16 protein-coding genes and 1 tRNA gene are annotated in these 19,079 nt (G+C 53.2%); 10 read left to right on the forward strand and 7 right to left on the reverse strand.

The genetic code is table 11. The features are described 5' to 3' along the window. Nucleotides 1-283 precede the first annotated feature (283 nt). The 4 genes from LOC67_RS16125 to LOC67_RS16140 all read right to left on the reverse strand — a co-directional run bounded on the left by LOC67_RS16125 (nucleotide 284) and on the right by LOC67_RS16140 (nucleotide 4,298). Complete coding sequence (locus tag LOC67_RS16125; RefSeq protein ID WP_230263640.1) at nucleotides 284-811, reverse strand: bifunctional nuclease family protein; 528 nt, start codon at nucleotides 809-811, stop codon at nucleotides 284-286. A 166-nt stretch (nucleotides 812-977) separates the two neighbouring features. Further along, nucleotides 978-3,227 carry a 1,4-alpha-glucan branching protein GlgB gene (glgB, locus tag LOC67_RS16130; protein WP_230263641.1) on the reverse strand — a complete coding sequence of 750 codons (2,250 nt, stop codon included), beginning with the start codon at nucleotides 3,225-3,227 and terminating at the stop codon, nucleotides 978-980. A gap of 61 nt (nucleotides 3,228-3,288) precedes the next feature. Beyond that, a complete protein-coding gene (locus LOC67_RS16135; protein WP_230263642.1) occupies nucleotides 3,289-4,080 on the reverse strand; it encodes a ribonuclease HI in 792 nt (263 codons plus the stop codon). Continuing rightward, nucleotides 4,077-4,298 carry a hypothetical protein gene (locus LOC67_RS16140; RefSeq protein ID WP_230263643.1) on the reverse strand — a complete coding sequence of 74 codons (222 nt, stop codon included), beginning with the start codon at nucleotides 4,296-4,298 and terminating at the stop codon, nucleotides 4,077-4,079. Before LOC67_RS16140 ends, LOC67_RS16135 begins: the two co-directional genes overlap by 4 nt. Before the next feature lie 299 nt (nucleotides 4,299-4,597). On the opposite strand from LOC67_RS16140, the gene LOC67_RS16145 reads away from it, so the two are divergent. The 4 genes from LOC67_RS16145 to LOC67_RS16160 all read left to right on the forward strand — a co-directional run bounded on the left by LOC67_RS16145 (nucleotide 4,598) and on the right by LOC67_RS16160 (nucleotide 8,846). Then, nucleotides 4,598-5,128 (forward strand): YkgJ family cysteine cluster protein, encoded by a 531-nt coding sequence (locus LOC67_RS16145; RefSeq protein WP_230263644.1) that lies wholly within the window; start codon nucleotides 4,598-4,600, stop codon nucleotides 5,126-5,128. A gap of 150 nt (nucleotides 5,129-5,278) precedes the next feature. Further along, nucleotides 5,279-6,775 (forward strand): glycerol kinase GlpK, encoded by a 1,497-nt coding sequence (gene glpK, locus LOC67_RS16150; protein ID WP_230263645.1) that lies wholly within the window; start codon nucleotides 5,279-5,281, stop codon nucleotides 6,773-6,775. Continuing rightward, a complete protein-coding gene (locus LOC67_RS16155; protein WP_230263646.1) occupies nucleotides 6,772-8,355 on the forward strand; it encodes a glycerol-3-phosphate dehydrogenase/oxidase in 1,584 nt (527 codons plus the stop codon). The genes glpK and LOC67_RS16155 overlap by 4 nt, the downstream gene beginning before the upstream one ends. A gap of 417 nt (nucleotides 8,356-8,772) precedes the next feature. Further along, nucleotides 8,773-8,846 (forward strand) — tRNA-Met (locus LOC67_RS16160). 141 nt (nucleotides 8,847-8,987) lie between these two features. Here the strand turns inward: LOC67_RS16160 and LOC67_RS16165 are convergent. Further along, nucleotides 8,988-9,833, reverse strand: a complete 846-nt coding sequence (locus LOC67_RS16165; protein WP_230263647.1) for a hypothetical protein — start codon at nucleotides 9,831-9,833, stop codon at nucleotides 8,988-8,990. Continuing rightward, nucleotides 9,823-10,884, reverse strand: a complete 1,062-nt coding sequence (locus LOC67_RS16170; RefSeq protein ID WP_230263648.1) for a MarR family transcriptional regulator — start codon at nucleotides 10,882-10,884, stop codon at nucleotides 9,823-9,825. The genes LOC67_RS16165 and LOC67_RS16170 overlap by 11 nt, the downstream gene beginning before the upstream one ends. 672 nt (nucleotides 10,885-11,556) lie before the next feature. Between LOC67_RS16170 and LOC67_RS16175 the strand changes: the two genes are divergently transcribed. From LOC67_RS16175 to LOC67_RS16200, 6 genes are all read left to right on the forward strand, one after another. Beyond that, the gene (locus tag LOC67_RS16175) at nucleotides 11,557-11,871 is read left to right on the forward strand and encodes a hypothetical protein (RefSeq protein WP_230263649.1); all 315 of its coding nucleotides are present in this window, start codon (nucleotides 11,557-11,559) and stop codon (nucleotides 11,869-11,871) included. Nucleotides 11,872-12,241: 370 nt separating this feature from the next. Continuing rightward, complete coding sequence (locus tag LOC67_RS16180; protein WP_230263650.1) at nucleotides 12,242-12,733, forward strand: hypothetical protein; 492 nt, start codon at nucleotides 12,242-12,244, stop codon at nucleotides 12,731-12,733. 37 nt (nucleotides 12,734-12,770) lie between these two features. After that, a complete protein-coding gene (locus LOC67_RS16185; RefSeq protein ID WP_230263651.1) occupies nucleotides 12,771-15,047 on the forward strand; it encodes a Piwi domain-containing protein in 2,277 nt (758 codons plus the stop codon). After that, entirely contained in the window at nucleotides 15,047-16,315 is a 1,269-nt protein-coding gene (locus LOC67_RS16190) for a hypothetical protein (RefSeq protein ID WP_230263652.1), read from the forward strand. The genes LOC67_RS16185 and LOC67_RS16190 overlap by 1 nt, the downstream gene beginning before the upstream one ends. A 116-nt stretch (nucleotides 16,316-16,431) precedes the next feature. Continuing rightward, complete coding sequence (locus tag LOC67_RS16195) at nucleotides 16,432-17,001, forward strand: hypothetical protein (RefSeq protein WP_230263653.1); 570 nt, start codon at nucleotides 16,432-16,434, stop codon at nucleotides 16,999-17,001. Then, nucleotides 17,001-18,446 carry a RecQ family ATP-dependent DNA helicase gene (locus LOC67_RS16200; RefSeq protein ID WP_230263765.1) on the forward strand — a complete coding sequence of 482 codons (1,446 nt, stop codon included), beginning with the start codon at nucleotides 17,001-17,003 and terminating at the stop codon, nucleotides 18,444-18,446. The genes LOC67_RS16195 and LOC67_RS16200 overlap by 1 nt, the downstream gene beginning before the upstream one ends. 194 nt (nucleotides 18,447-18,640) lie before the next feature. Here the strand turns inward: LOC67_RS16200 and LOC67_RS16205 are convergent, their stop codons facing one another. Further along, nucleotides 18,641-18,928 (reverse strand): hypothetical protein, encoded by a 288-nt coding sequence (locus LOC67_RS16205; RefSeq protein ID WP_230263654.1) that lies wholly within the window; start codon nucleotides 18,926-18,928, stop codon nucleotides 18,641-18,643. Nucleotides 18,929-19,079: the final 151 nt, after the last annotated feature.

Genomic DNA, 19,079 nt, shown 5'->3' on the forward strand with positions numbered 1-19,079 from the left:
AGGCTGCATCCAGTGCGTGGCAAGGCGGTAGCCCTGCCACGAGAAACAAGCAACCGTCGCTAGCGCGATAACGGCTCAGGTGGTTGATTCCTGAGTGTCGCATTTTGAATTGCGGTCAGTTTTGTGAGCCGCGTTGGCGCTAGCCGCGGTTGTGTGCATTGGTCAGCCTGGAGGCTGCGTCCAGTGCGTGGCAAGGCGGGAGCCTTGCTGCGAGAAACAAGCAACCGTCGCTAGTGCGATAACGGCTCATGTGGGGTTCCGTTTAACGATGCGATACACGTCGCTACGGCAGACTCGACGTTGCTTCGTCCAAAACATGTTCTGCGACATAGATCGGCAAGGGAGGTGAGAACGTCACCGCGACTGCGATCGCATCGCTGGGGCGGGAATCGATTTCGACGATGTCTCCATCCTCCGTTTCCAAACGCAATTGCGCGAAATACGTTTGGTTGCTCAAGTCACTGATCACAACGCTATGGATTTGTGCCCCCAAGGCCTCGGCAGTTTGCACGACAAGGTCATGCGTCAACGGTCGTGGCGGAGTGTACCCGTCCTCTTTGACACGACGATCGATATTGGTCGCTTCAAAAATGCCGATCAGGATTGGGAATTCACGTTCGCCATCGACCTCGCGGAGATAGATGACTTGGCTTTCGGTAAGCTCGGAAATGATAATCCGAGCGAGTTGCATTTCGACGGGCATGGTTTGACGAGCCTGAAGTGAGGTCACCACCAAAAATAAGGGACTCGCGGCAAGCGGGGGATCAAGATGATTGGATGCCGCAAGGTCCATCGTCGCGATCGGCGACATACTTCATCATATCAGTTTGACGCTAACTGTATTGCCATAATGCGTGCGCCGACTTAGCAGAATCGACGACGTTTTCTATCCCTTGCGGCGGGCTGCCCTGCGAGCAACCCGCGTGCGATTTGGCAGAATCAGAAATACAAGCTGGTCGAAATGATCCTTGGTACCGCTACACTTCCCGACGGAAGATGGTTACACCCAATGGTGGTAGCGTTACTTCGATGCTGTCTTTGCGTCCGTGGTGACCGTTCCCTGTTGTTTTGCTACCGGGATAGTTGCCAACGTTCGATCCGCCGTATCGATCACTATCGCTGTTGAAGATTTCTTTCCAGAAACCACTCTTGTCCACACCGACTTTATAGTTGTGGCGGACTACCGGAGTGAAGTTGCAGCAGATCAAAACGGGTTCGGTGCCTTCGAGTCCCTTGCGTAGGTAGACCAACGTGCTTTCTTCCCAGTTCATGCAGTCGACCCATTCGAAGCCTTCGGAGCTGAAGTCCAGTTCGTGCAACGCTGGGTTTTCCAGGACGACGCGGTTCAGGTCGGAAATCAATTCCTGGATGCCGCGATGGGATTCGAAGTCTAGCAGCAGCCAATCGGGGCCATCGTCATGGTTCCACTCGTTCCACTGCCCAAGCTCGCCACCCATGAACAGCAGCTTCTTGCCAGGGTGCGTCCACATGTAGCTGTAGAGCAAACGCAGGTTGGCAAACTTTTGCCACATGTCGCCGGTCATCTGGCTCAGCAATGCGCCTTTGCCGTGAACGACTTCGTCATGCGAAAGCGGAAGCATGAAGTTCTCGGTGAACGCATAAATCATGCTGAACGTCAAATCGTTTTGATGGTGACCACGGTGCACCGGTTCACGATGCATGTAGGTCAGCGTGTCGTTCATCCAGCCCATGTTCCACTTGTAGGTGAAACCGAGACCTCCATCGAACACCGGACGCGAAACACCAGGCCAAGCGGTTGATTCTTCGGCGATTGTGACCGCACCAGGATGATGCTCGTGGACCGCAACGTTGAACTCACGCAAGAACTCGATCGCTTCGAGGTTTTCGCGTCCGCCGTATTGGTTGGGGATCCACTCGCCAGCTTCGCGGCTGTAATCGAGGTATAGCATTGACGCGACCGCATCGACTCGCAAACCATCGATGTGGTATTTCTCTAGCCAGAACAGCGCGTTGGCGACCAAGAAGTTGCGAACTTCGTTACGTCCGAAGTTGAAGATCATCGTTCCCCAGTCAGGGTGCTCGCCCTGACGTGGATCTGCGTGTTCGTACAGAGCGGACCCGTCAAAGCGTCGCAAGCCATGAGCATCTTTAGGGAAGTGGGCCGGGACCCAATCCACGATGATGCCGATGTCGTGCTGGTGAAGGTAATCGACGAAGTACATGAAGTCGTCGGGGCTTCCGTGACGGGAAGTCGGGGCGAAGTAACCGACGGTTTGATATCCCCAAGATCCTGTGAAGGGGTGCTCGGTGATGGGCAACAATTCCACGTGGGTGAAATTCATGCGATGGCAGTAATCTGCCAAGCGATGCGCAAGATCACGATAGTCGAGCCATCCGTGGGTTCGGCCCGGGCCTTTTTGCCAGCTACCGAGGTGGCACTCGTAGACATTCATTGGGACGTGCATCGGGTCCATACCCGATCGTCGTTCCATCCACTCGCTGTCGCTCCACTGATAACTGTTCAGATCGCATACGATCGAAGCTGTAAGCGGAGGCAGTTCCGCTGCAAAACCGACAGGGTCAGTCTTGTCGACCCACTGGCCGTGCTGATCGAGGATGCGGAATTTGTATTTCTGGCCGACAGTTACACCGGGGACGAACAGTTCCCAGATACCAACCGATTGATCTAGTTTGGCGACGTGAGCCCGACCGTCCCATCCGTTGAAGTCGCCGACGATTTGCACGACGCGGGCGTTTGGCGCCCAGACGGCGAAATTGACACCGTCGTCATCTCCCACGGTACGTAGTTGCGCTCCCAGGGAGTCGTACAAACGATAGTGCTTGCCTTCGCCGAGGAGGTATCTGTCGTAATCAGAAATGATCGACGGGATCGCGTAGGGATCGGCAATATCGATCACTTTTCCGTTCTTATCAGCCATTTGAATTCGATAGGTTGCGTGGTCAATGGATGTGGCTGCATCATTATGGCTTAGTCGCCCGACGTCGACCGCCCCCTCGCAAATGGCTTCATAAAAGCCCGCAGGGTGCAGTTTACGCATCTGTCGGCGCACTCCGCTAACGCGGTCGATGACCCAAGCCGCTTGCGCGTCAGGCAAAAAGCTGCGAACAGCGATAGCCTTGCCGCCACGATAATCAACCGGATGCGGTCCCAGGATGGAAGAAGGATTTTCCAGGTGACCGTCAATCAGTCGTCCTAACTCTGAAAGGTTGACCTGTGTTTGCATGTCCCTAAATACTGTCAGTCAGTGGAAAGAAAACGCTCTGGTTGGTCAAATAGCGACCGATTTATTCTGCATTAAGATCTTCGGCGGTGAATCGACCGCGACGCTTCGCCGTAACATGGCGGCGCGCCGTCGGACCGTCGAAAGTCAATGTTCCCGAGTCAGACTGGACAGCATCTTGGGCCAGCAAGCGACGCAGCCGTGAGCTGGGTGCTGGCACGATGCTTGGTCGGTGACTCGGCGTTGGCGGACTGTCAATCCGCAATTGTGGTTCATTGAACGCTTGCCGAGTCTCCGGACGATTCGTGATGGCTGCATCTTTTGTACCAGCGTCATTTGAACCACGGCCCACCAAGCAAGAACTGACCAGGCATGCCTGGACTGTATGGATGTCGAGAGCACGATCGATCCGTCGCCATAGGTCCGCATGTTGGACAGCGACACGACGACCGAAGTGATCCCAAACGAAGTTGTTTTGTCGCCAGCGTGGTAGCGACTTTGAAAGCGAACGAATCAAGTACCGATTGGTGCTCAATAGTGTGACTGTCGATGGTCCATCGATCGCTTCAAGGCCGCGTACGGCGGCGAGCAATGTCAACCGATTGAGGTCGCCAAAGTCATTGTCGTCCGCATCAAGAATCAGCTGCCCGCTGTTGTCTTCGAGTGCGAATCGCCAGTGACCGTCGGTCAATGTGGTCGATCTCGCTTCACAGACCAACAAGAACTGCGTCTGAATTGTTTGTCCACAATGAGAGGGCATTCCAAAACTTGGTACGGCAAGGGGAAGGTTTTGTAAGGCTCGGTTGCTCTCGATCACTGACGGATCGGATGCTTCAGTCGGGTCTGATAGCTTCACGATTCGCGGCTCCGTAGGTATTGGACCAACATCGGTTGAGTCATCGTTGTTAAGTCCAGTGCTTCAATTGGAGAGACGACAAACGGACGGCATCTGGCGGCCGGCTTCAGCGGAGGTCGAAGCATCGGCCGCCAGATACCGACACCAAGCTGGCCCGCAAGATTGGGAGGGGCGAGCTCGCTTGGTGTCGCAATGATGGACTCGTCAAACTCCGCCATGTCGCCAAAGTTTGTCTAGTAGAATTCGTTTCCCTCAATTCACCGCTGACGACACGACGTTCCCATTCGGTACAATCGGTACGGTTTCCGATCGCCTCGGATGCTGATCATCGAAACGTGAAGCCAATCGCCGATACGAATGCCTTTCGACGAGTTGGCATCAATGCGCTCGAGTTACCGCCGAACATGGTTGTTTCAAGAACGCTTGATGGGGGCCGAGGTATGGCGACTAAAAACATGGTCGCCCCCGCCTGATCGTGTATGCCTGAGGGCAAGCGCATTGCGACGCAGTGGCGGGATTGAAAAAGCAATCGCTTTGGGCAACGATTTGTGTTTCCAATCCGAACCAGTTTGAATACGTCTATCCAATGTCGGCCGAGAAAAAGCCTTCCCGAAAATCTGCAAAGAAGCGAACAACAAAGCTTCCTTGGTACAGCGAAGGGCTGAGTTTCGAATGTACCCAATGCGGATTGTGTTGTAGCGGTGAACCCGGGTACGTCTGGGTTGATGACAGTGAAATCGCTGCCATGGCAAAGCAAATGCAGATGGAATTGGATGACTTTGAATCCAAGTTCATTCGCAAGGTCGGAGCCGACAAAAGCTTGCGGGAGTATCCCGATGGCGACTGCATTCTGCTGGATCCAGAAAAAAGGACGTGCTTGGTCTATCAGGCAAGGCCGATCCAGTGTCGCACTTGGCCGTTTTGGGATTCCAATCTGAGTTCAAAAAAAGACTGGAAGGAAACCTGCGAAGCCTGCCCGGGTGCCGGTAAAGGTAAGCTTTACACATTCGAGCAGATTGAAGTTCAACGCAAAGAGAAAAGCGTTTAGCGGTTCGATGCGTAGACGCGAAAAGCGTTTTCCCGTGAACGCAAGTCAAAGCGAACAGTCGGTAAGATCGAATCGACACTCTGAAACTCTGTTATCATGCGCTGAATAAATATTCCAGCGTAGGCGACACTCTTGTCACGGCGGTAATCAATGAGTTTCATCGTTGCTTTAGATCAAGGCACCACCAGTTGCAGGGCCATTGCGGTCGACGAAGCCGGCAACATTCTGGGGATCAAGCAGAAAGAGTTCACGCAGCACTTTCCCAAGTCTGGTTGGGTGGAGCACGATGCCAACGAGATTTGGGAGACTCAGCTGGAGGTCACCAGGACGCTGTTGGCCGCATTGAATCTTTCCGCTTCAGAAATCGAAGGAATCGGAATTACTAACCAGCGAGAGACGACGGTGATCTGGGATCGCCAGACCGGTGTTCCGATCCACAACGCAATCGTCTGGCAAGATCGACGAACATCAGCGGAATGTCAGCGATTGATTTCAGAAGGTGCAAACCAAACCGTTCAAGATAAAACGGGGTTGCTGATCGACCCGTATTTCTGTGCCACAAAGATCGGTTGGATTCTCGACCACGTCAGTGGTGCTAGGCAGCGAGCCGAACGTGGCGAGCTTGCGTTCGGAACGATCGATAGCTGGCTCATTTGGAATCTTACCGGAGGGCAATTGCACATCGCTGATGTGACCAATGCGTCTCGAACGATGTTGATGAATTTGCACACCGGCCAGTGGGACGACGGTCTGTTGCGGCTATTTAATGTCCCACATTCTCTGTTGCCCACGATCCAGCCCGCGTGTGCGATCTATGGCGAAACCAAAGAATCACTCTTTGGCGGTCCCATCAAAGTTGCCGGATCAGCTGGTGACCAGCAAGCAGCTTTATTCGGACAGAATTGCTCGAAGCCCGGGATGGCAAAAAACACCTACGGAACCGGTTGTTTCATGCTGATGAATATTGGCGAACAGCCGCAATCTTCTCAGCACAAGCTTCTGACAACCGTCGCGGCTAGCCCGGACAGCACTTCAACCTTTGCGTTCGAAGGCAGTGTGTTTATTGCCGGTGCCGCGGTTCAGTGGCTGCGCGACGGACTGGGGATGATCAAATCCTCGTCCGAAGTCGAATCGTTGGCGGCGACGGTTGATGACACCGATGGTGTTTACTTGGTGCCGGCGTTCAGCGGGCTGGGAGCACCGCATTGGGATTCGGAGGCTCGCGGAACAATCGTCGGGATGACCCGTGGGACCACCCGTGCTCATATTGCTAGGGCAGCACTGGAAGGCATCGCGTTTCAAGTCGCCGACGTTCTTGATGCGATGCAAAACGATGCCGGCGAACAGATCCGCGAACTGCGTGTCGACGGTGGTGCGGCGGCGAACGATCTGCTGATGCAATTTCAAGCCGACATTATGCAAACGCCCGTGGTCCGTCCGAAAACGACCGAAACGACAGTCATGGGCGCGGCGTACCTGGCAGGTTTGGCAACCGGTTTCTTTCCAACGATTGATTCGATCGAATCGGTTTGGCAGGTCGATCGAAAATTCGAGCCGCAAATGAGGGCCAGCGAAGTCGAGAGTCGTCGACAACGTTGGGCCGAAGCACTGAAGCGTTCACAGCACTGGGAGACCGTCAGCGAATGACGATTCAACTGGATCGGGCAACATCGATTGAACAAATTTCGACCCGCTGCAAGCCTTGGGATATCGCGATCATTGGTGGCGGTGCGACCGGTGTCGGAATCGCGATGGATGCCGCCAGTCGAGGGCTGGATGTGGTGCTGTTAGAGCGATTGGATTTCGGAAGTGGCACGTCGAGCCGAAGTACCAAATTGGTTCATGGGGGCGTCCGCTATCTAAAACAGGGTAACGTCACGTTGGTCTACGATGCGTTACAAGAGCGAACTCTGTTGAAGAACAACGCTCCGCACTTGGTCCATGATCGTGCGTTCGTCATCCCGTGTAAAAATTTACGCGAATGGCTGTTCTATGGTGTGGGCCTGAAAGCGTATGACGCATTGTCGGTGCGCAATAGCTTTGGACGCTCGCATTTCGTCTCCGCCAATTCGGCAATCGACTGCTCACCTGGACTTCGTAAAGAACTGCTCTACGGAGGCGTGGTGTATCACGATGGCCAGTTTGATGACACTCGATTGCTGATCAATATGCTACAGACCGCCGCCGAATGTGGTGCTTGTGTGGCGAACTACATCAACGTGGACGGTTTGCTTAAATCTGATCAGGGGCAAGTGAACGGAGTGACCGTCACCGATATCGAGACGGGAAGCCACTGCGAAGTCTTAGCCAAGTCCGTCATCAACGCTGCCGGCCCATTCTGTGACGAAGTCCGCCGTATGGATCAAGCCGATTCCGAAGCGATGGTGGCGGCTAGCCAAGGCATCCACTTGGTGCTTCCCATCGAGTTTTTCCCTGGTGACCGGGCAATGATTGTCCCCAAAACCTCCGATGGGCGAGTTATCTTTATCGTTCCATGGCACGGTCACGCGATCGTCGGTACGACGGACACAGCGATACCGAAAGCGGTTGAGGAGCCATCGGCTCAGAAGGACGAGATTCAGTTTCTGTTGGACACAGCGTCACAATATCTGACGAAGACACCAACGGTGAATGATGTCCTCAGCGTCTTCACAGGGATTCGTCCGCTGGTGAAGGCCGACAAGTCCAGCAAGACATCGTCGTTATCGCGTGACCATGTCATCAGAATTTCCGATTCCGGCTTGGTCACCATTACGGGCGGGAAATGGACGACTGTGCGAAAAATGGCTGAGGACTGTGTTGACCAGACAATTGCACATGCAGGTTTAAACCAAACACCTTGTCGAACGAAGGACCTCGCGATCCACGCCGCAACCAGTGCCGGTGGAGGTGTCCGGTCACACTATGGGACGGACTTGATCGAAATCGAAAAACTGGAACAAGAACATCCCGATCTTGCGGAGCGGATTGATGCGGCGCTGCCCATCTATAAGTCTGAAGTCGTCTGGGCCACACGCTACGAGATGGCAAGGGGTATCGACGATGTGCTCGCCCGTCGAACCCGTGCCCTGTTCTTGAATACCGCCGCCGCACGAAGAGCCGCACCGATGGTCGCCAGCCTGATGGCGAATGAGCTAAACCTTGACCAGAACTGGGTTGAGAAGCAGCTTGAAAAATTCGAGGCTTTGGCGAAACACTACGACGTCAAGTCTTTGATGGGACTATAGATCGCGCCTGCTCCGATTGGTCTGGCGGTCGATCACCGCTATCGCGATCTCATTTTTTTTTTCGAGCGAGATAAAAATTATCAGTGCGGCATCTTCGATGATGTTCGCAATTTTCTTCAGGATCTCGATCGCGAAACAAAGACAAGTTTCGAGCGTGGTTAAGTTCAAGTTTCCTTTCCAGGTTCAAGTCATATGTTGTTGGCTTGCTTGCGAGGGGGACCGGTTGGCAGAGTCGGGTGGAGTCGTCGCTACGAACGGTTCTTATTTCGGCAAAAAACGATGCAAAGTTAGCGAACTGCACTTGCGTTGGACTGATGTGATTCCGTGTGGCGAGCCGCGCAGGATTAGCTCATAAGAATTTCACAGAATCGTGTCAGAACCCCTGGGCGCCGAAGGGACGATCGACGATATTCCTTGTGCGGGATGGAGCAGCCCGGTAGCTCGCGAGGCTCATAACCTCGAGGTCGTCGGTTCGAATCCGGCTCCCGCAACTTAAACAGGTCAGATGAAAATTCTGACCGACAAAAATCGAAAAGCCGATGCGTGCTCCGCATCGGCTTTTCTTTTTGGTTTGCCATGTTCTATCGGTCGGCGTCCGCAAGAGTCCACGAACTGAACAGGTTGGTTCTCGCTTACAGTTTCGCCTCATCGAGCAATGCTTCGACAAAGCCGACAGCATCAGCTTGTGTGATGTCATCGGGTTGCCCGAACAAAAATTCGGCAACGCGTCGCGGGCCGATCGACTCGCTCGTCTCGAAGTCTTCGCGAAGATAGTTGAGTGCCCGCGCGGTAATTTCGTCGTTATGCAACGGTGTCACCTCGTTTGCGATCGAAGGAATCCCATCGCCATAGTTCCGCAACATGTAAAACAAATCGTAAGCGTCTTTGTTCTCGCCACGAATCCGAAATGCTAATGATTTCAGTACCACGAACGCACCAGCTCCGCAAACGTGGATCTCTCGCGTCGCTGACTCTCCCATGATTGTCTTGCCGGTCAACTGGATAACATGTTTGTTGACGAAAGCGAGGTGAAGCCCCGGAGCGATGATCGCTGCCCAATCTTTCGCCAATGGAAACAACGTACCAGCCTTTGCTTCCGAATCACCGACTGGCTCAATGAGGAAATCTACCGTCACTGGCGGACTTGCGATTCGCCATCGTAGACGAGTCGCAATGCCCGCGTCGTTTTCGTCAGGCTCGAAACCGGCCGATCGCAAGCGATCAACGACTTCATGGTACCGCTCGTCATTGACCATCGCAAACGCTAAGCCGAGGTCCAGATCCATTGTTCCGACATGCGTGCTCGAACCAATGGGCAAGGATTGTTGATCGATTAACAACGTCGGGACCAAGCCACCGATGACGACAAGTTCAGGCATCAAGTCGCCGAGCTTGGTGGCGAGATAAAGGCAGGTGCTTTTAACTCGATCGACTTGGCCAAAATCATATCCGTCGGCAGTTCCTGGCTTAATTGCCATCGGTGTTTCCCACCAATAGTCGAGCACGCAAATCATCCGCAGCCTCAGTTGAGCGTTCCGGATGCCCCTTCAAATCGACATATAGTTGCACAGGGTGAACGCAACGGATTCCGCCGAAGTCGGCCGCACCATCGAACACACCATGATCATTAGGAACTACCAACCAAACGTTTTCACCTCTCGATTCTTCTCTCATTCCCATTGCTTCGAGTGAGTCAGGGATCTGCGAAACAAAGAATGTCGTCAAACGAAAACTGGCGAAAGGGTTCACCAACCAAGCACCGGACAATCCTGTCGTCGCCCAAGTCAGGCTCGATTGTTCTAGGTTGTCGGCAACACGATGCAACGTTTGTTCTCCGCTGCGCGCTGCAACGTGAACCCGTACGATGTGATGTTTCGTGAAATCATACGATTCTGACCAAGCATCGAGCATCGTGTCATAGTTGGCCAATGAAAGCTCGCCCTCAGGTCCGCGCGCAACAAGATCCTGCTCAATCAGTTGCCTGACAATTCGACTTGTGAATCCCTCGTCCATGTCGGTGGCCTTTGCCAGTTCTCGCTGCGTCATTGAGCGGTCGTGGTTGATCAACAGGTGCCGGGCGATACGAGAGCTTTTCGGCGCGAACAAACTGCGTGGACGTCCGGGACGTTTAAATTGATTCGGTTTGCCCTCGACGATGATTCGCAGGCCGGGAGCGATCAGCCGAGCGTTTCCCGACAAGTCGATCCAGCTAACGTTCGCTTCGTCGCACAATGCTTGTCCGGCCGAACCAAGAAAACGTGTGGCGAATACAGGGATGACGTCCACTTGCGATGCTTTCACGGCCTGACGCAACGAGTGGATAGCTTTTGTAACCGCCGCGGTGTTGCCGCTGGCTTGCCACTCAACAACGAATCGGAGATTGCCAGCAACAATGATGGCGTTAACAGCCTTTTGGTCGGAGACCCGCTGTTGCCATCGAATCTCCACATCACCTACCGGCTGCCCGACCAGCTCGGCCAATCGAGCCTTGATTCGGTTGAGTGCTTCACGTTCGGCAAGAGTTTTCATGTTGACAATTTAGGTCGGCTTGCGCACGCGGTCAAGTCGGTGTATTTAGTCAAGCGACCGGGGGAAACGTTACTTTCGGATCGGCGTTTGTATGGATCACGTCGGGATCGGTGGCCGCAGGGATCGAGGCGGAACCAAAACACAAAAACAACAGCTTGAACGACGAATTGTAAATGTGGAGTTCAGTTTTATTGCATGTCCACAGAGGGGACTGAAGGTCCGCAGGGGCTATTTGTGGCTAACGTGACAGGCGAGAATGCGCCAGTTTAAATTTCAACTTCTCTGTATGGTTGAAAGCTTTCTGACCCAACAGTAAACGAAAAGCCGTCGTGTAACCCACGACGGCTTTTTGCGTTTTCTCAAGGACTTGCGTCACACCGGTCAACCGAAAACTCTCAGCCGTCTGAGAACCACCAGATAACCCGCCGCGAGTCCGGCGGCCCGATTTTGTGTTCTGGCCAATTATTCTCGCATTCTCCGTTTCTCAGACGCGCCGGGCTAGAACCCGTCGGCATCTCCCAATCGATCGAGATTCGAAAAGCATTTGGTCCTGTAAATCATTGGGTTTGACCGATTGTCGTTCGGTAGGAGGCCCCGACGATCGGTCCAAATCGGCCAATCGGGTAAGTTGGCTTTCAGAGAGCAGGAATAGGAAGGCAGAGGCCGGCGGCATTGAAATATCCAGTTACCCCTGACGGCCGCTACTTCGTTTACGAAGGACGCATGTGGCGTTGCATGAATCCAAACCTCGACGAAGAAAATCGTCAGCGACTGGTGAACCACCTGGTGACCGCACGCCGAGAAGTAGCCGCCGCCAAGCGAGCCAGCGACGAAGCCGCAATCGCTGTTGTTCGTAAGAGAATTCACGCCGCCAAAGTCGCTCTCGGCGAACGAGGCCCAGCCTGGTGGAACGACGACAGCGACTATAGCCGCCACCTAATCAAGAATACGCCCTACGCCGTTTGGTGGGCGTCAGAATCAAAGTGATCTAATCGAAACGCTCTGGCTTTTACACCAAAGCAAATTGCAATGAGTAATACGTTTCGTCACACACCATTTTAAACGGGCTGGACCCAAGTATTCCTTGAACGCCCACCATAAGTCGAAGTGGTTTACAGCACGTTGGTATAGGATTGACTTGCGGTTCTATAATCGTACATTTGAACTAGTGGAGATTGGTTGACGCCATGCCCACGCCGCTGTGATGGCGGTTTTTCTGCTCGCCGGGTTGAAAGCCCGTATGCAGCTCGTTTGACGACGATTTTGTTTTGATGGCGACGAGGGAACGGCTCTCTTGTTTCCCCAAGGCCCACTTTTTCTGTGTCCGCAAGTTATTTGTAGACGTTGGAGATGTCTCATGCCCTTCAACCGCATCAATGGTTTTTATGTCGGAGCCTTTCAAATGCCGGAGAGATCTGAAATGACAGTTGATGAACGCAACGACGAACTGAATGAAGCGTTAGCCAATCGGCTCCAGCAATTGAATGCGGCGATTGAGCAACATGAAAAGCGATTCAAAGCGATGAAGCTTGCGCGCGATGCCAAGCACATTTATCGTTCACACTCGATCGAAGACGATCATCGAAACTGCATCGGCGAGGTGAATTGGTATGTTGGCATGATCAAGCTCAAAGGCGGATGGCGGCTTTGCTATGCCCTTGACCACGAACATTACAACTATCCTGATGAAACAATTTCTTGGAAGCCACTCGTGGAATGCAGTATCGAAGAGAGAATCGATGCAGTTCCTCATATTGGGGTGTTGCGAGAGGCTATCGTCAAATCCAAAGAATCGCTTGTACCAGAACTTGAAAAGGCGATTGAATCGGTCGCCAAATTGACTGAGTAGTTGAAGAAACCACCGTCACCAAACAACGCACGTTCCTATGCTGCAATTGAATGGATTTTCGACCGAGATCTCGGGTGCTTCACTAACCGTGCTCAAAGCCGCGATCTCTTCAGCCCAGGTAAAGGATACCAGGCATAAGCTCGGTGACTCGTGGTTCACTATGTTCCACGAAGGGCACCTTTATTCACTTGCGAAAGACCATAATGCTAAGGGAGGCATTGGCGACGAAACCCTACTGGTACTTTCAGATCATCTCGGCCTTCGTTTCGTAAAGAGCATGCTCGATCAAGCGATGCGAGATGTTTTCGACCAATACGATCCCGTCCGCGACCGCCCGTTTACGTTTCTGGCCCAGAATAAAGAACTTGTCGGTGCCGCGGCGGGGAATTTGGGCTCAACACCGCAGTTGTTGTCCAATTTTGAAATTCGCCCGAAATACGAACTTGAGGCAAAGCTGGTTGAGCTTCGACCGAACGAGTTAGAGTTGATGTTGGCGCTCAACCTGACAACTCGGTGGATTTGCACTGCGAGCGTTGTCGACTTATGCAACTCAGGGATTCCACTTCAGGGAATCCATCTCGTCCGAACGAACGCGGAACCTGGGCAACGACGCCTGATCGGCACTTTCGAGCGTCTTCAAGGCGATTCTGTCGTACTGAAGGAATCATACGGCGAAAAGTCTGAGGTGCCCTTAGTAGACGTCAGGGTCGAGGGATCGAAAGAGGTTTTCGCAGCCTGTTTGCGTCGCTTGCTTGGCAATCGATACGAGAGCTTTTCTCACGCAGTCGACAACGAATACGGAAAGCTTTGCGGAGGAACTGGGTTTGACCAAGAATTGCAAAAGATGGAGGCATTCCTAAAGGGTAAAAGTCCGGTGAATTTGCACGGTGGAGTCGATGTAACAATCGGAAATCGAGTTCGCTTAGTGAACGATTCAGGCTACAAGACCATCATCGAACTTCCACCCGGCAAGTATTCATTCGATCGTTCGCGTACGAAGTTGCATCAGTATGCCTGGGATGGGCTGGCCAGATTCGGTCCGTTCGACCGGGGTAGTTTCCCCACTCGATCGCCTCGAATACTTCTTGTTACCCCGGATACCGTGTCGGGTAAGATCAGCCAAGCCCTCAAAAAGTTTCGTGATGGATTTGGTTCAAGTCAGAAGATTGGGTATGACGGATTCACCGACACCTTCCACCTCGCTAATCCAGTGTTCTTTCCGCTGTCTGTAAAGCTGCTGGGTGCTGAGAAGTCGGAAGTTGCGAGAATCTATCGCGCAGCAATTGAAGACCGGTTATCACGAGATTGTGAATTCGACGCAGCCTTCAATATTCTTCTCAATGAGCATGCGGGTTTGCCCGACGCCCACAATCCATACTTGGTTGCCAAATCTATACTGCTGTCACACGGTATCCCAGTTCAGGAAGCACGTGTCTCCACGTTGACGGCAGATGAATATCCGCTTCAGTTCACGTTCAGGAATCTCGCCACCGCACTCTACGCAAAAATGGGTGGCGTTCCGTGGACTGTTGACCATGGCGAGACAGTCGATGACGAATTGGTCGTAGGCATTGGAAATGCGGAATTGTCAGGGAGCCGCTTTGAAAAACGCCAGCGCCATATAGGGATTACGACGGTGTTTCGTGGCGACGGAAACTACCTGCTCTCGAATCTTTCCAAAGAGTGCAAATACGAAGACTATCCAGCCGTACTTCGCGAGTCGACGGTCGCGGTTCTTCGCGAAGTTAAGACGCGGAACAATTGGCAACCCGGGCAAACCGTGAGGATCGTCTTTCACGCTTTCAAACCGTTGAAGAACGTTGAGGTGGCTGACATCATTGCTTCCAGTGTCAAAGAGGTGGGCAGTGAGCAAACGATTGAGTTCGCCTTCCTAAATGTATCGCTCGATCATTCATTTACTCTGCTCGACATGGCACAGAGAGGTGTGACGAAACGCAATCAAGCGAAGGGAGTGTTCGTGCCCCGACGAGGGCTATCTGCGCAGGTTGGAAAATTCACCCGATTGGTCACAACAACTGGGCCGCACATGGTCAAACGTGCGAATTTGTCGCTTCCCAAACCCCTTCTGATTCACCTTCACAAACAATCGACCTACCGTGACTTGTCCTACCTTTCTGAACAAGTCTTAAACTTCACGACGCTATCGTGGAGATCGACACTGCCATCTGAAAGACCGGTCACCATTCTGTATTCATCGTTGATAGCTGAGCTTCTCGCGAGGTTGAAGTCCGTCGATGACTGGTCGCCGGCAGTTCTGAACACGAAGCTCCGAAACAGCAAGTGGTTTCTCTGATGCATGAAATCCTTTCTCAGAGCCTCGCCACAACCATTGCTGATCTTCGCTCGTTCGTGGAGCAGAATTGCGAGTTGCCAAATCCGGAAGCGGGTTTTTCGCTTTTGCTGCGTTCGCTCAATCTTCGACAGCCTTCGACGAATGAGTCACTTCCTTCATGGCCCACTGGGACAGGATTCAAGCATCCACAATCACTCGCCTGTTTTGGTTATCTTCTGGCGATTGATCCAGCGTACGAGCGAATCCATCAGAAAGATTGGCCCGCAGCCTGCGAGTTGGCACTGAGCCGTGACTTGTTCCCCATAGATCGGCAAGCATTCACTTTTCGGCCAATCGAGGTGCTGGGCATTGCTTACGGTATCAAGCTATTGGCCGATCCATCCAGTTCGCTATTCTCTGCTTTCACCGAGACGGTTCAAAGTTGTCTGACCAAGGCAAACCCAGACGCGAAATCTCGATTGCTCTATCGTTTTGCGGAAATTCTTCTAGCGCAAGGTAACAACGAACTGCCGGGGATACTGGGCGACCAAATTTGCTTAGAAATGGCAGTTGTCACTAAGTGGCTGGACACGCAGAGCTCGGTCGACGTATCCATTGACTCCGATCTTGTTATCGCGGTCGAGGATAAGATTCTGAACGATGTCGCCGTCGGAAAATTTGACCTCAAGAATGTCGCAGACGCGACGCTTCTGTTGATCGCTTTGGAGGACAGCATCGAACGGCGTCTTAGATCTCGTCTTAATGAGACTACAATTTTTCCCGCGACTGATCGTGACGCAGTACGGCTGGTCGAACAGCTATGCCGAAATTTTCCCTTGTTCGCCCGGCAACTTCAAGAGCGACGAAAAGATGTAAAGCAGAACGGGACAAAGAAAAGGCTTCCGAGACCCACCATCGCGATGGTTGATGAGTACGACGTTCAAGACGCGTTCCATGCAATCCTGCGACTGTTTTTTGACGACGTTCGTGCGGAACCCTGGACTCCGTCGTATGCGGACAATCAAAATAGAATCGATTTCGTGTTGCCTGATCATCAGCTTGCCATTGAGGTGAAGCACACCGGTGAGCGGCTAACTCAGCGCCACATTGCAGATCAGCTAATCATTGACGCTCGATACTATTCCAAGGAAACGACCTGCAAGCATTTGATATGCTTCGTCTATGACCCGAATCTTCGGCTGAAGAATGCGGTTGCCCTGGAGAAGGATCTTGCTTCGGAGGATGATCACTTCCGCGTATCAGTGGTGGTCTGTCCGCATGGGAAGTGAATCCTAAATGCGGTCGCTGTAGATGAGTATTATTTTGTCCGCCTCCAAGCTTTTTAATGAGTTCGTGCGCGAGTTCACCGGACGGCAGCGGCGAGCGATTTCGATATGCGATTCGAATGTGTCGTCGATCATTGCGTCAGGCTCCAACCAAAAGCAATTCATCGAATCGACGCTCGACGGGTTGCTTGGATTTGCTGGAACAGACGAAGGCCGGGATTTATTCCGGAGTCTTTGTCGATACTTTCGGGGCATTGATCAAGAGGCGACAGCATTCCATGTCTTGGCCTATCGCGACACGTGGAAACCTGAGCGGGACGATCTCGACACCGAAGCCTGAGACGCTTAATGATTCGGCGGACCGGTTTGGTCACGAGGTCCATGGCTGGATCGAAGCGGTGGAGGACTATGCACACGCTCAGTCGTTGGGTCGGATGACCAAGTCGGATTTGCACTTCGTTCAAAATCATTCACTCGGTCCGATACCGCTGCGATCCGTTTCGGTTTTCAGCCTGGACCGGATGATGTCGGACTACCAGTGGCTGGATGCAGAATTGGCGGCGGGCACTCCTAGCAGATGTCGTCAAGACTCTTCCCGCGTCTCACAGTGGTTCGAAACGCTTGACGAGTTGCGTTCCGAGGCTGAAGAAATTTCCCGCGGGTTCCGCTATGCGAAGACGGCGTCGTGATGGACATGCTGCAGCAAACGCTAGAAGAGCATTTTGGCTTTGACCAATTCCGTGGTGGGCAGCGTGAAGTGTGCGAGGCGGCGATCGCCGGACGTGACACGTTTGCATTGATGCCGACGGGTTCGGGAAAGAGCTTGTGCTACCAATTGTCAGGCATCGCTCGCGGTGGCGTAACGTTGGTGGTCAGTCCGCTAATCTCGCTGGCTAAAGATCAAGCGAAAAGCATCCGAGAATTTGGTTTGGATGCGGTGGTACTCAACAGCACGCGGTCGAAGAAGCAATTACGTGAGGCCCGCGAGATGATCACATCGGGCGCTGCTTCATTCGTCATTACGACACCGGAGCGTTTGCAGAAGTCGGACCTTGCTTCCATCTTGCTTGAGGCGGGCATTGGCTTGATGGTGGTCGACGAAGTTCATTGTGTATGTCAGTGGGGGCATGACTTTCGGCCGGACTATTTGGGATTACGTCACGTTCGTGCTCGTCTTGGCAATCCACCGCTAATGGCACTGACGGCGTCAGCGACACCTGAAATGATCGACGAGATTCGGCTGAGTCTTGGCATCGCCACGCCGGAGGTCATTCGCACTCGCGTTGCCCGACCTAACCTGTCGATCGAAGTTCGGCGATGCTACGAACCCGAGGACAAGTTGAAATTTTTGAAAGAGACGATCGGCAGGCAGACCCCTAGCGGATCTAGTATCGTCTACTGCAGCACAACGAAGACGGCCGAGCAACTGGCGTCGTCGCTCCGCGGGCTTTGTTATCACGGACGCATGCGAAAGAACGATCGCAACGAATCGCAAGAACGGTTCATGAAACAGCGTGATGCTTTGATGTTTGCCACCAGTGCGTTCGGCATGGGAATCGACAAGCCGGATGTTCGCCAGGTCATTCACGTGGACTTGCCTGGCAGTATCGAAGCGTACTACCAGCAAATCGGTCGCGCCGGTCGTGATGGAAATCCAGCGACTTGCACGTTGCTTTATGACCAACACGACATTGGGCTGCGAAAGATGTTTGCCGGCGGCGAAGTCGAATCGACCGAAATTGCGACGGCCCATCGGGCGATATTGAATGCGACCCAGCAGGCAGGTTGCGACGAAGAAGTCGTATCGATGAAAGAGATTCAGCGTGTTAGTCCGATCGGGCGATCAAAGTTAAAGTCCATCTTTCATTTGCTCGCATCCCGCGGCATTGTCGCTCCGGTCGGCCGCGGGCGTTGGCAGTTGCTGTCGCAAGAGTGTGATGCTTCGCTATGCGATCGACTTTCAAATGAAACGCGAGCGCGAAGCGAACAGCGACAAGTGAACCTACGGAAGATGCTCGAGTTTGCTGATTCGCCCGAGTGTCGTTGGCAGCGCATCGCAGACCACTTCGGAAGTGATGAATCGCTTGCGGGTTGTCCGTGTGACCTTTGCAATGGCAGCCAACGTGCTGCATGACGTAGCGGAAGTCGTCAATGCTTTCGGTTCTAATTCAACTGAAGGAAATTCTTGACGAGTTCCGCTAACCGTAAATCTGATTTTGACACGTCACAGGCATTAGCCTGGATTCGGGTACTTCGGTTCAAAAGTCGAAATGGTGCAAGCGGCTCACGGGCTTTGCCCATCCGCGAAGCCGTGTTGCAGTTTGACGATTACCTGAACCGGCCACGTTGGCCACCGGCGAGTGATTGTGGAATCGTCGAGCGGCATATGTGGGCGACGATCGGCCGTAGTGACAGATAGGCGAGCAACGCAATAGCAATGGGCACTAGCAGCAACTTGGCGAAATAGAGCACGCCGCAACCGGCGATCGCCGTCAAAACATTCACGCACATGGTTTGGACGCTTGCATCGCGATCGCCCGGACGGAGCACTCGCCGCGAAATCGAGAGGTGAGCCGATTCTTGACGTGTCTCCTGGTCGGGGAATCGTGGCTTCATCCAGTGCTCTGCTCTGGTTGGTTGGGCCTAGCGAGCACAAAACCTGTGCCGGCACGCGGATTGCACTTGGCACGCCTTTCGTAGTGGAACCCGTTGAGAGTTTTGAAGCGAGTGTGGCGCGGACGAAAGTTTTGGCGACTACCGCTACGTC

It is taken from the genome of Stieleria sp. JC731, assembly GCF_020966635.1.
Classification (GTDB): Bacteria; Planctomycetota; Planctomycetia; order Pirellulales; family Pirellulaceae; genus Stieleria.

What these genes read in the sequence shown, in the direction of transcription:
- glpK (WP_230263645.1), top strand. Translation starts at nt 5,279, where the DNA reads ATGAGTTTCATCGTTGCTTTAGATCAAGGCACCACCAGTTGCAGGGCC.
- LOC67_RS16200 (WP_230263765.1), top strand. Translation starts at nt 17,001, where the DNA reads ATGGACATGCTGCAGCAAACGCTAGAAGAGCATTTTGGCTTTGACCAA.
- LOC67_RS16190 (WP_230263652.1), top strand. Translation starts at nt 15,047, where the DNA reads ATGCATGAAATCCTTTCTCAGAGCCTCGCCACAACCATTGCTGATCTT.
- glgB (WP_230263641.1), bottom strand. Translation starts at nt 3,227, where the DNA reads ATGCAAACACAGGTCAACCTTTCAGAGTTAGGACGACTGATTGACGGT.
- LOC67_RS16195 (WP_230263653.1), top strand. Translation starts at nt 16,432, where the DNA reads ATGTGTCGTCGATCATTGCGTCAGGCTCCAACCAAAAGCAATTCATCG.
- LOC67_RS16125 (WP_230263640.1), bottom strand. Translation starts at nt 811, where the DNA reads ATGTCGCCGATCGCGACGATGGACCTTGCGGCATCCAATCATCTTGAT.
- LOC67_RS16155 (WP_230263646.1), top strand. Translation starts at nt 6,772, where the DNA reads ATGACGATTCAACTGGATCGGGCAACATCGATTGAACAAATTTCGACC.
- LOC67_RS16170 (WP_230263648.1), bottom strand. Translation starts at nt 10,884, where the DNA reads ATGAAAACTCTTGCCGAACGTGAAGCACTCAACCGAATCAAGGCTCGA.
- LOC67_RS16165 (WP_230263647.1), bottom strand. Translation starts at nt 9,833, where the DNA reads ATGGCAATTAAGCCAGGAACTGCCGACGGATATGATTTTGGCCAAGTC.
- LOC67_RS16205 (WP_230263654.1), bottom strand. Translation starts at nt 18,928, where the DNA reads ATGAAGCCACGATTCCCCGACCAGGAGACACGTCAAGAATCGGCTCAC.
- LOC67_RS16180 (WP_230263650.1), top strand. Translation starts at nt 12,242, where the DNA reads ATGCCCTTCAACCGCATCAATGGTTTTTATGTCGGAGCCTTTCAAATG.
- LOC67_RS16140 (WP_230263643.1), bottom strand. Translation starts at nt 4,298, where the DNA reads ATGGCGGAGTTTGACGAGTCCATCATTGCGACACCAAGCGAGCTCGCC.
- LOC67_RS16185 (WP_230263651.1), top strand. Translation starts at nt 12,771, where the DNA reads ATGCTGCAATTGAATGGATTTTCGACCGAGATCTCGGGTGCTTCACTA.